The sequence below is a fragment of the Actinoplanes oryzae genome (assembly GCF_030757795.1).
Classification (GTDB): domain Bacteria; phylum Actinomycetota; class Actinomycetes; order Mycobacteriales; family Micromonosporaceae; genus Actinoplanes.
Map to the genome: position 1 here is coordinate 81,634 of NZ_JAUQWH010000003.1, position 10,939 is coordinate 92,572.

The following is a 10,939-nucleotide window of genomic DNA, read 5'->3' on the forward strand; positions in this document are numbered from 1 at the left end:
CCCGGAGCGTGGGCGGGGTCAGCCGCCCACGGTGGTCTTGGCGGGCTCGGGGCTCGATCCGGTCGTCCCCGGGGCCGGCGGCGTGTCCTTGCGGAACGGCCGCGTCAGGCTCCCGATGATCGAGAAGCGCCCCTGGCTCTTGTTGTAGACGTCCAGCGCGACGGCGAGCAGCAGCACCAGGCCCTTGATGATCGACACCCGGTCGGTGCCGACGCCGAGCAGCTGGAGGCCGTTGTTCAGCACGGCCATGACCAGACCACCGACGATGGAGCCGGAGATCGTGCCGATGCCGCCGGAGACCGCGGCGCCACCGATGAAGACGGCCGCGATCGCGTCGAGCTCCCAGTTGAGGCCGTCCTGCGGGCCGGAGGCCGCGGAGCGGGCCACGAAGATCATGCCGGCCAGCGAGGCCAGGACCGACATGTTCATCATGACGAAGAAGTTGACCCGCTTGAGCTTCACACCGGACAGCTCGGCGGCACGCGAGTTGCCGCCGACCGCGTAGATGTAGCGGCCGCCCGCGGTGTTGCGGGTGTAGAAGCTGTACAGCAGGACCAGCACCACGAGGATGAGGCCGGAGACCGGGAAGCTGGTGCCGACCCGGCCGCCCGCGAAGCGCAGGGTGACGAAGATCAGGACGGCCAGCATGATGGCGACCCGGATGCCGGAGACCCACAGCGGCGCGGGGTCGGCGTTCATCGCGATCCGGGTGCGCCGGGCCGACCACTCGCGCCACACGACCGCGACGCAGGCGATGAGGCCGAGCAGCAGGGTCGAGTTGTTGTAGTTGGTGGGCGGGCCCCACTCGGGCAGGAAGCCGGCGCCGATGTCCTGGAAGCCCTCGGGCACCGGGATCGTGTTCGCGTTGCCGACGAACTGGTTGGCGCCGCGGAACAGCAGCATGCCGGCCAGCGTCACGATGAAGGCGGGCACGCCCACGTACGCGACCCAGAAGCCCTGCCAGGCCCCGATGACCGCGCCGATGGCGAGGCCGAACAGGATCGCGACGGGCCACGGGAAGTCCCACTCGGCCATCGACTTGGCGACCAGGATGCCGGTGAACGCGGCGACCGAGCCGACCGACAGGTCGATGTGGCCGGCCACGATCACCATCAGCATGCCGATGGCCAGGATGAGGATGTAGCTGTTCTGCTGGAGCAGCGCGATCAGGTTGTCCGACCGCAGCGTCAGGCCGTCGCCGAAGCCCACCCCGATGTTGTTCGCGGTGAGCAGCTGGAACAGCAGGACGATCGCCACCAGGGTGAAGATCATGCCGAACTGGCGGGCGTTGGAGGTCGTGCCTCCGAAGAGGTTCTTCTGGAGTTCCTTGAATCGGCTCATCGGGTCTGCATCTTCTTCGTCGAGGTCATCTGCTTCATGAGGGATTCGGGGTTCGCCTGCTCGCGGGACAGCTCGCCCGTGATCTGGCCTTCGAACACCGTGTAGATGCGGTCGCAGAGCCCGATCAGCTCAGGCAGCTCCGAGGAGATGACGATCACGCCCTTCCCCTGGTCGGCGAGCCGCTGGATGATGCCGTAGATCTCGTACTTCGCACCCACGTCGATGCCGCGCGTGGGCTCGTCCAGGATCAGCAGGTCGGGGTCCGTGAACATCCACTTCGCCAGGACGACCTTCTGCTGGTTGCCGCCGGAGAGCTTGGAGACGCCCTCGTCCACCGTGGGCGCCTTGGTGCGCAGCTCCTTGCGGTAGGCCTCGGCGGCCTCGTACTCCTCGACCTCGTTGAGCACGCCCCGGTGCGAGATCTTGGAGAGCTTCGCGGCCACCGTCGACGTCTTGATGTCGTCGAGCAGGTTGAGGCCGATCGCCTTGCGGTCCTCGCTGACGTACGCCAGGCCGTGGTGGATCGCGTCCGCGACGGTCTTGAGCTGGATCTCCTTGCCGTCCTTGACGATCCGCCCCGACTGGAACACCCCGTAGGACCGGCCGAAGATGCTCATGGCCAGCTCGGTGCGGCCGGCGCCCATGAGGCCCGCGAAGCCGACGATCTCGCCGCGGCGCACGGTGAACGCCTCGTTCTTGCAGACCAGCCGGTCGGTGATCGGGTGCTTGACGGTCCAGCCGCTGACCTCGAAGAAGACCTCGCCGATCTTGGGCGTGTGGTCCGGGAAGCGGCTGCTCAGCTCGCGGCCGACCATGCCCCGCACGATCCGGTCCTCGTCGACGCCGTCGCCCTTGACGTCCAGCGTCTCGACGGTGCGGCCGTCGCGCAGGATCGTGATGGAGTCGCTGATCGCCTCGATCTCGTTGAGCTTGTGCGAGATCATGATCGAGGTGATGCCCTGCTCGCGGAACTCGCGCAGCAGGTCGAGCAGGTGCTGCGAGTCCGCCTCGTTGAGCGCGGCGGTCGGCTCGTCGAGGATGAGCAGCTTGACGTCCTTGGCGAACGCCTTGGCGATCTCGACGAGCTGCTGCTTGCCGACGCCGATGTCCTTGATGAGCGTGTCGGGGTCCTCGTCGAGGCCGACCTGGCGCATCAGCTCCAGGGCCCGCTTCTGCGCGGCCTTCCAGTCGATCGCGCCGCGCTTGCGCGGCTCGTTGCCGAGGAACATGTTCTCGGTGATCGACATGTCGGGGATGAGCGCGAGCTCCTGGTGGATGATCACGATGCCGGCGCGCTCGCTCTGCCGGATGTCGGAGAACCGCGCTTCCTGTCCCTGGTAAACGATGTCACCCGAGTAGGTCCCGTACGGGTAGACGCCGCTGAGCACCTTCATCAGCGTGGACTTGCCGGCGCCGTTCTCCCCGCAGATGGCGTGGATCTCGCCGGACCTGACCACCAGGTTGACGTCCGAGAGCGCCTTGACTCCGGGAAACTCCTTGGTGATGGATCGCATCTCCAGGAGGATGGGGGCGTCTGTTGTCATCGCACGCACCACCTCTCGAACGTCATGGATGCCTCCGGAGGGGTCTGAGTGTTCGTTTTGTTGCCAGCGGCAACCTATTCCGCTCCGAAGATGATTCGCAAGTTTCGAGATCACCGGATTCGGTAACAATCTCGCAATGAAGGCCCGGACGGCCGCGGCTGACGACCCTCGATGGCCGCACAGCGTACGCCAGCACCGCCCTGACCTGCGGATCCGTTGAGATATCAGGGTTCTGCGGGATATCGGCGTCCCGCGGAACCCCAGCTGAGAGCGCCGGGTACGAATCGGACAGTCAACTGCTCAGCGTCGCCACAGGGTGACTCTCAGTCGCGGAGTTTGCGGAGCAGGCGGGTCAGCTCGACGCGGTCGCCCGGGTCGAGCGCCTCGAAGAAGCGCTCCGCCTCCGCCTGCCGGGCCGCCTGGATCCGCTCCCCCGCCGCCCGACCCGCCCCGGTCAGCGAGACCAGGGTGGCCCGGCGGTCGGCCGGGTCGGGACCCCGCTCCACGAGCCCGCGCTCCTGCAGATCGTCGACGACCTCGGTGGCGGAGCGGGCGGCGATGCGCAGATGCTCGGCGAGCGCGCCCGGCCGGCGGGGGCTGTGCCGCATCAGCACCATGAGCGCGCGGGCCTGCGACGGAGAGATGTCGAGCGGCTCGAGAGTCTCGCGGCTGAGGTGACGCAGCCGGCGCGCGACGGCGAAGAAGAGCTCGGTGAGGGTGCTGTCCTCCACGCTCTCCGCCACGGGAATACCGTACCAGGAGGTGGTGTTGTTCCCTCATGTTGAGGTAACCTCAGCATCACCGACGAAAGCAGGTTCCACTTGGACAGCCCCCGCAAACAACGCACTGTCACCGCCGCCGAGAAGGCCCAGGCCCGCGAGGTCTCCCTGCGCCGCATCGGCCGGCTCTTCGGCCCGCACCGTGGGCAGCTCGCCGTGGTCGTGGCGATCATCGTGGCCTCCTCGGTGGTCTCCCTGGCCTCCCCGTTCCTCCTGCGCGAGGTCATCGACGTCGCGCTCCCCGGGCAGGACCTTCCCCTGCTCGCCTGGCTGGTCGCCGGCATGGTCGCGGTCGCGGCCGTCACGAGCGCCTTCGGCGTGGTCCAGACCTGGATCTCCACCAAGGTCGGCCAGCAGGTCATGCACCGGCTGCGCACCGACGTGTTCCGGCACCTGCACCGGCAGTCGATCGCCTTCTTCACCCGCACCCGCACCGGCGAGGTGCAGTCCCGCATCACCAACGACATCGGCGGCATGCAGTCCGTCGTCACCTCGACGGCGACGTCGATCGCCTCCAACCTCACCACCGTGGTCGCCACGGCCGTCGCCATGGCCGCGCTGTCCTGGCAGCTGTCGCTGGTCACCCTGATCGTGCTGCCCCCGGCGATCCTGCTGAGCCGCCGCGTCGCCAAGCTGCGCCGGGAGATCACCGCCCAGCGCCAGCGCGAGCTCGCCGACCTCAACGTCACCGTCGAGGAGGGCCTGTCGGTCAGCGGCATCCAGCTCAGCAAGACCCTGGGCACCGGCGCCGCCCTCGTCGACCGCTTCACCCGGTCGTCGGCGCGGCTGATCGACCTGGAGCTGCGCTCCGAGCTGGCCGGGCGCTGGCGCATGGCGTCCATGAACATCGTCTTCGCCGCCATCCCGGCGGTCCTCTACCTCAGCGCCGGCCTGCCCTTCACCGGCGGCAGGCTCAGCATCGGCACCCTGGTCGCCTTCACCTCCCTGCAGGCGGGCATCTTCCGGCCGATCATGGGCCTGCTCGGCGTGCAGGTGTCGCTGACCAGCTCGCTCGCCCTCTTCGCCCGCATCTTCGAGTACCTGGACCTGCCCGTCGAGGTCGACGAGCCCGCGCACCCCGTCGCGATCGACCCCGCCCGGGTCGCCGGCCACCTGCGTTTCGAGGACGTCACCTTCACCTATCCCGGCGCCTCGTCGGCCGCGGTCGCGGGCGTCACCCTCGACGTCCCGGCGGGGTCGTCACTGGCCCTGGTCGGCGAGACCGGCTCCGGCAAGAGCACGCTCGCCGCGCTGATCGCCCGCCTCTACGACCCGGACGCCGGCCGCGTGACGGTCGACGGCATCGACGTGCGCGACCTGCGGCTGGCCGACCTCGCGTCGATCGTGGGCGTGGTCAGCCAGGAGACCTATCTGCTGCACACCACCATCCGCGAGAACCTGCGCTACGCCCGCCCGGACGCCACCGACGAGCAGATCGAGCAGGCCGCCCGGGCCGCGCAGATCCACGACCTGATCGCGGCCCTGCCCGACGGCTACGACACGGTCGTCGGCTCCCGCGGCCACCGCTTCTCCGGCGGCGAGAAGCAGCGCATCGCCATCGCCCGGACCCTCCTGCGCGACCCGCGCATCCTGGTGCTGGACGAGGCCACGAGCGCGCTCGACACCGAGACCGAGCGGGCCGTGCAGCGCGCCTTCGACGAGCTCAGCAAGGGCCGCACGACGGTCACCATCGCGCACCGCCTCTCCACGGTCCGCGACGCCGACCGGATCGCCGTGGTCGACCACGGCCGCATCCTCGAGTCGGGCAGCCACGAGGACCTGGTCGCCGAGGGCGGCCGCTACGCCCTCCTCGCAGCCTGAGCCGCACCCGCCCGCCGCGACAGGCACACAGGATCCCCACAAGGTCGGCTCAGGGCGGGCACAAGCCCCGGGCCGACGATTCATGTCATGACAACGGTGACATCGACCGCCCCGGGCAGCCGCCACAGCGACCCCGGCCGGCCCGCACGGATCCTGGTGGTCGACGACGAGCCGGCCCTCACCGAGCTGCTCACCCTGGCCCTGAGCTACGAGGGCTGGGAGGTGCGCAGCGCCGCGGACGGGGCTGCCGCCCTGGAGCTCGCCGCGCTGTTCCCGCCCGATGCGGTGCTGCTCGACATGATGCTGCCCGACCTCGACGGCAGGGAGCTGCTGGGCCGGCTGCGCGCCGAGCGGCCCGGGCTGCCGGCGATGTTCGTGACCGCGCGCGACGCCGAGGAGGATCGCGCGGCCGGGCTGCGGGCGGGCGCCGACGCCTACCTGACGAAGCCCTTCGGCATCGACGACCTCGTCGCGCACGTGCGTGAGCTGCTGACCCCGGCCGTCCCGGGGCAGGGCCCGGCGCCCGCCGCCGTGCTGCGCGCCGGCGACCTGGAGCTGCGCCCGGCCGACCGGACCGTCCGCCGCGGGGGCGAGACGATCCCGCTGACCGCCGCCGAGTTCGACGTGCTGCGCACCCTGGCGGCCGCCGCCGGGGAACCCGTGGCCGCCGCCGAGCTGGCCGCCCGCCTGCCCGGCGGGCGCACCGACATCGTCGCCCTCTGCGTGGCGGCCCTGCGCCGCAAGCTGGGCCCGCTGATCGAGCCCGCCGCGGGCCTGGCCTACCGCCTGCTCTGACCCGCCTTGGCCGGCTGCGGCTTCGACGTGCTCTTGCCGTCCGCCACGGGAGCGCCCTTCTCGGCGGTCGACTCCGTGGTCGACGCCGGCACCGGCTCCGTCGCCTTGGAGGCAGCCGCGTCCGAGGCCCCGGCCGCCGCGGCGCGCGCCGCAGCCTCCCGCGCCTCGAGCTCGCGCCGCCGCTCGAACGGGTCGCCGTACGCGCGGATGGCCATCCGGGCGTACGACTGCTGGAAGGTCGCCACCCGCTCGGAGCGCCCGCGGCCCAGGAAGCTGACGAACCAGTGCACGACGGTCGTGAACCTGTTCTTGAAGCCGACCAGGTAGAACACGTGCACCGCAAGCCACATCAGCCAGGCGAGGAAGCCGGACAGGTGGATCTTGCCGACGCTGGCCACGGCGTGGAACCGGGAGACGGTCGCCATGCTGCCCTTGTCGAAGTACTCGAACTTCTGGCCGCTCTCCTTGCCCGCCAGCCGGCGCTGGATCTGCTTGGCCGCGTGCGTGCCGCTCTGGATGGCGACCTGCGCGACGCCCGGGAGCCGGTCGAGGGCCATCATGTCGCCGACCGCGAAGATCTCCGGGTGCCCGGGCAGCGTGCAGTCGGGCTCGACCATGATCCGGCCGGCCCGGTCGGTCTGCGCGCCCGCGGCGGCGGCGAGCTTCTTGGCCAGCGGCGGGGCGGCGACGCCGGCGGCCCACATCTTCGTGCGCGACTCGATGCGCTCGTGGCCGCGCTTGGTCTCGACCTCGATGCCGGTGGAGTCGACGTTGACGACCTTGGTCTCCAGCTCGACCTCGACGCCCAGCTCGTGCAGCTGCTTGAGCGCGCGGGTGGACAGCGCGTCGCCGAAGGTCTTGAGCACCGCGTCGACCGCGTCGATCAGGATGATCCGGGCCTTGCGGGTGTCGATGTGCTTGAACTGCCCGACCAGGTTGCGGTGGGCCAGCTCGGCGATCTGCCCGGCCATCTCGACGCCGGTGGGGCCGGCGCCGACGACCACGAAGGTCATCCAGCGCTCCTGCTCGGCCGGGTCGGTCTGCAGGTCGGCCAGCTCGAACCCGCCGAAGATCCGGGCGCGCAGCTCGAGCGCGTCGTCGATGCTCTTCATGCCGGGCGCGTGATCGGCGAAGTGGTCGTTGCCGAAGTAGGACTGCGAGGCGCCGGCGCCCACGATCAGCGTGTCGTACTCGACCGTGTATTTGATGTCGGGCGCCTCGACGGAGACGACCTTGTTCGCCACGTCGACGTCCGTGACCCAGCCCAGCCGCACGTCGACGTTGTCCTGCTTGCGCAGGATCTCGCGGATCGGCGGGGCGATCTCGCCCTCGGACAGGATGCCGGTGGCCACCTGGTAGAGCAGCGGCTGGAACAGGTGGTAGGCGGTGCCGTTGATGAGCGTGATGTCCACGTCGGCGTGCTTGAGCTGCTTGCAGGCGAAGAGCCCGCCGAATCCGGCGCCGACGATCACCACACGGTGGCGGTGAGCAGTGCGTTCAGCCATTTTCCGGGCCTCCGGTCCTCTGGTGCGCCAAGTCGTACGGTATCAACGAGACGTGGAGTCTCAGTTCGTCCTTTTCCCCGGTCGCCACCATGTCCTAACCAGGTTCCAGGCGAGGTGTCTGGCCGGTTTCCCCGATGCGACGATCATATGGGCGGTAACGTCCGCCAATCATGCGAATACGAAGCGGAACCCAGTTCCGTTCCATCGCCGCGAGGCCGCGATCGAGCGGTTCAGCGTGCTCACCGGCCTGCGTTCCCTGGTCGTGCCGGTCTTCGACACCGCGCCCACCGACCGCTTCGCCGAGGTGACCCTCAAGAACGTGACGGTCGCCACGGGGCTGACGCTCACCTCGGCGAACACGGTCGTGGCGTGCTCGACCCCCGCCGTCGCCGCCCTGTACGCCGCCCTCGGCTTCACGATCGCCCCCGTCGAGGACGGCATCTCCCCGGAGCCCGAGCGCCCGTGGGACGTGCTGCTGCGCCTGGCCGCCGGCGACGAGACGTGGCGCGAGCTGGCCCACCAGGCGACCGTCGACGTGTTCGACCGCTACCAGCTGACCGATTCCGTACGCTCGGTGGTCAACGACCCGGTCGTCGGCGACGAGGGCGGGCTGACCCCGACGCGGGACTACCGGACGTACGCGGAGGCCTTCGCGGATGCCGCCCACCGCAAGTGGCAGACGGTGCGCGCGCACGTGCGGCCCGGGCGGATCGTCGACATCGGCTGCGGCGCCGGTGCCGTGCTCGAGGAGGCCGACCGCGAGCCCGCGCTGCGCGAGAGCGACCTGATCGGCGTCGAGATCGCCCGCCACCTCTACGAGGAGTGCGTCCACAAGAAGGCCCAGGGCGTCTTCCGCAACGCCAACGTCTACTTCTACCGCCGCAACGTGCTCGGCGGCGCCGTCCTGCCGCCCCGGTCGGTGGACACGACGCTGACGTTCGCGCTCACGCACGAGATCTGGTCGTACGGGTCGCGGGAGGCGTCGCTGCGCGCCTTCGCCCAGGCCATCTACGACCACACCGCGCCCGGCGGCGTCTGGATCAACAGCGACGTCTGTGGGCCCGACGGGCGGGACCGCCCGGTCCACCTCACCCTGCGTGCCGACGACGGCCTGTCCCTTCCCGTACGCCACGACCTGGCGGAACTGGACTCCGCGGAGGTGGCCTCGCACGTGGCCGGCCTCTCCACCCGGGCCCGCCTCGACCAGTTCGCCGCCGACTACGCCTTCCCGTTCTCCTACCGTCCCGTCTCGGACACCACGGTCGAGCTGACGCTGGGCGACGCCATGGACTTCCTGACGCGCAAGGACTACTCGGACAACTGGCTGTCGGAGACCAGGGAGCAGTTCTGCGGCTTCGAGTTCGCCGACTGGAAGAGCTTGCTGGCCGACGTGGGCTTCGAGCTCGACCCGGCCTCGGCGACCACCCGCAACGACTGGATCGTCGACAACCGCCTGGCCCCGGTCGCCGCCCTGACCACCCCGGCGGGCGACCCGGTCGACTGGCCGGTCACCCACGTCCTCTTCGTCGCCCGCCGCCCCCTCAACACGTGACGTCGAGCTTTCATAAGTTCAGTTATGATAACTGGACCTATGAAAGATGGTGTCCATGGTCCAGGTTCCTCGGCCGGCCGAGATGTTCGATCGGGAGCCGGAGTGGCGCGCCCTGACCGCCTTCGCCACTGATCCCGTGCCGGGAGCGACTCTCGGCGTGGTGTCCGGCCGCCGGCGGCAGGGCAAGACCTTCCTGCTGCGCGCGCTGTGCCGGGCCACCGGCGGCTTCTACTTCGCGGCCGACGAGGCGACGGACCGCGAGTCCCTCGACCGGCTCGGTGCGATGCTGGCCGAGCACTTGCGCGCTCCGGCGGCCTTCTCCTTCGCAACCTGGCACGCGGCCGTCGACGCGCTGCTGGCGCTCGGGCGAGAGCAGCAGATCCCGGTCGTGATCGACGAGTTCCCGTACCTGGTGCGGGCCAACCCTCAGTTGCCGTCGATCATCCAGAACGCACTCGCGCCCCTGCGTCCGGAGCGCGACACCAGCCGGGCGAGGGTGCTGCTGTGCGGATCGGCCATGTCCTTCATGGGCCGGCTGCTCAGCGGCAACGCTCCGCTGCGCGGCCGGGCCGGTCTCGAGCTGATCGTGCCGACGCTCGACCACCAGCTGGCGGCGGAGTTCTGGGGCATCGAGGACCCTGTCACCGCGCTCAAGGCGAACGCGATCGTCGGGGGCACACCCGCCTATCGCCGGGAGTTCGCCCGCGACGACACCCCGGCCGGTCCGGACGACTTCGACGCCTGGGTGGTGCGGACAGTGCTCTCCCCCGCCAGCCCGCTTTTCCGGGAAGCGCGTTACCTGCTCGCGGACGAGCCCGAGCTGCACGACGCGGGGCTCTACCATTCCGTGCTCGCCGCCATCGCTGCCGGGAATACGCAGCGGGGCGGCATCGCGTCCTTTCTCGGGCGGAAGTCCGGCGACCTGGCGCATCCGCTCACCGTGCTGGAGGACTGCGGGCTCATCACCCGCGAGCCGGATGTCTTCAAGGCCAATCGCACCCGGTTCCGCATCGCCGAGCCGCTGGTGACCTTCTATCACGGCGTCATGCGGCCGATCTGGGCCGACCTCGAGCACACCCGGGACGCGACCCGGCTGTGGCAGCGGTCCGCCCGGCGCTTCTCGGGTGGCATCCTCGGACCGCACTTCGAGCACATCTGCCGGGAATGGTCCCGGCACATGGCGCCCGAGGAGCTGTTCGGCGACTTCCCGAACGAGGTCGGCAGCGGCACCGTCAACGATCCTGGCCGGCGCACCACGTACGAGGTGGATCTTGCGGTCTTCGGCCTGGATGACGACAGCCGCCGGCCGTTGCTGGCGGTGGGCGAGGCGAAGTGGGGCGAGACAATGGGGCTCGGCCATCTCGAGCGGTTGCGTCGCATCCGTGCGCTGCTGGTGGCGCAGGGGCGGCTCGGTGCCGAGCGGGCCCGGCTGGCCTGCTTCTCCGGGGCCGGCTTCAGCGATGAGCTGATTGCCGCCGCGCAGGCGGACGACCGGATCGTGCTCGCCGGGGTCGCGGACCTCTACCGCTGAGGCGCCGCAACCTGGTTGCCCCTCGGGCGGCACCGGGGGCGCACGGTTGCGGCCGACTGTTGGCTTGTGCG

At 70.2% G+C, this 10,939-nt stretch carries 8 protein-coding genes; 4 read left to right on the top strand and 4 right to left on the bottom strand.

All coding sequences use genetic code 11. The features are described from left to right. Positions 1-18 precede the first annotated feature (18 nt). From mmsB to RBH18_RS02210, 3 genes are all read right to left on the bottom strand, one after another. Positions 19-1,341, bottom strand: a complete 1,323-nt coding sequence (gene mmsB / locus RBH18_RS02200) for a multiple monosaccharide ABC transporter permease (RefSeq protein ID WP_306204124.1) — start codon at positions 1,339-1,341, stop codon at positions 19-21. After that, positions 1,338-2,885, bottom strand: coding sequence for a multiple monosaccharide ABC transporter ATP-binding protein (gene mmsA / locus RBH18_RS02205; RefSeq protein ID WP_306204125.1), 1,548 nt, complete (start codon positions 2,883-2,885; stop codon positions 1,338-1,340). Before mmsA ends, mmsB begins: the two co-directional genes overlap by 4 nt. Positions 2,886-3,208: 323 nt before the next feature. Then, positions 3,209-3,628 carry a MarR family winged helix-turn-helix transcriptional regulator gene (locus tag RBH18_RS02210; protein WP_306204126.1) on the bottom strand — a complete coding sequence of 140 codons (420 nt, stop codon included), beginning with the start codon at positions 3,626-3,628 and terminating at the stop codon, positions 3,209-3,211. Positions 3,629-3,706: 78 nt separating this feature from the next. Between RBH18_RS02210 and RBH18_RS02215 the strand changes: the two genes are divergently transcribed. Both RBH18_RS02215 and RBH18_RS02220 read left to right on the top strand, forming a co-directional pair. Next, on the top strand, positions 3,707-5,485 hold the full coding sequence (locus RBH18_RS02215) for an ABC transporter ATP-binding protein (protein WP_306204127.1): 1,779 nt from the start codon (positions 3,707-3,709) through the stop codon (positions 5,483-5,485). A gap of 87 nt (positions 5,486-5,572) precedes the next feature. Then, positions 5,573-6,280 carry a response regulator transcription factor gene (locus RBH18_RS02220; RefSeq protein WP_306204128.1) on the top strand — a complete coding sequence of 236 codons (708 nt, stop codon included), beginning with the start codon at positions 5,573-5,575 and terminating at the stop codon, positions 6,278-6,280. Here RBH18_RS02220 and RBH18_RS02225 read toward each other — a convergent pair. Continuing rightward, positions 6,265-7,785: an NAD(P)/FAD-dependent oxidoreductase gene (locus tag RBH18_RS02225; RefSeq protein WP_306204129.1), complete on the bottom strand. Its 1,521-nt coding sequence runs from the start codon at positions 7,783-7,785 to the stop codon at positions 6,265-6,267. The two genes, RBH18_RS02220 and RBH18_RS02225, sit on opposite strands and share 16 nt — an antisense overlap. Before the next feature lie 235 nt (positions 7,786-8,020). Between RBH18_RS02225 and RBH18_RS02230 the strand changes: the two genes are divergently transcribed. Both RBH18_RS02230 and RBH18_RS02235 read left to right on the top strand, forming a co-directional pair. Continuing rightward, positions 8,021-9,337 (top strand): class I SAM-dependent methyltransferase, encoded by a 1,317-nt coding sequence (locus RBH18_RS02230; RefSeq protein ID WP_306204130.1) that lies wholly within the window; start codon positions 8,021-8,023, stop codon positions 9,335-9,337. 55 nt (positions 9,338-9,392) lie between these two features. Continuing rightward, a complete protein-coding gene (locus RBH18_RS02235) occupies positions 9,393-10,868 on the top strand; it encodes an AAA family ATPase (protein ID WP_306204131.1) in 1,476 nt (491 codons plus the stop codon). Positions 10,869-10,939 lie beyond the last annotated feature (71 nt).

What these genes read in the sequence shown, in the direction of transcription:
- mmsB (WP_306204124.1), bottom strand. Translation starts at nt 1,341, where the DNA reads ATGAGCCGATTCAAGGAACTCCAGAAGAACCTCTTCGGAGGCACGACC.
- mmsA (WP_306204125.1), bottom strand. Translation starts at nt 2,885, where the DNA reads ATGACAACAGACGCCCCCATCCTCCTGGAGATGCGATCCATCACCAAG.
- RBH18_RS02220 (WP_306204128.1), top strand. Translation starts at nt 5,573, where the DNA reads ATGACAACGGTGACATCGACCGCCCCGGGCAGCCGCCACAGCGACCCC.
- RBH18_RS02225 (WP_306204129.1), bottom strand. Translation starts at nt 7,785, where the DNA reads ATGGCTGAACGCACTGCTCACCGCCACCGTGTGGTGATCGTCGGCGCC.
- RBH18_RS02235 (WP_306204131.1), top strand. Translation starts at nt 9,393, where the DNA reads ATGGTCCAGGTTCCTCGGCCGGCCGAGATGTTCGATCGGGAGCCGGAG.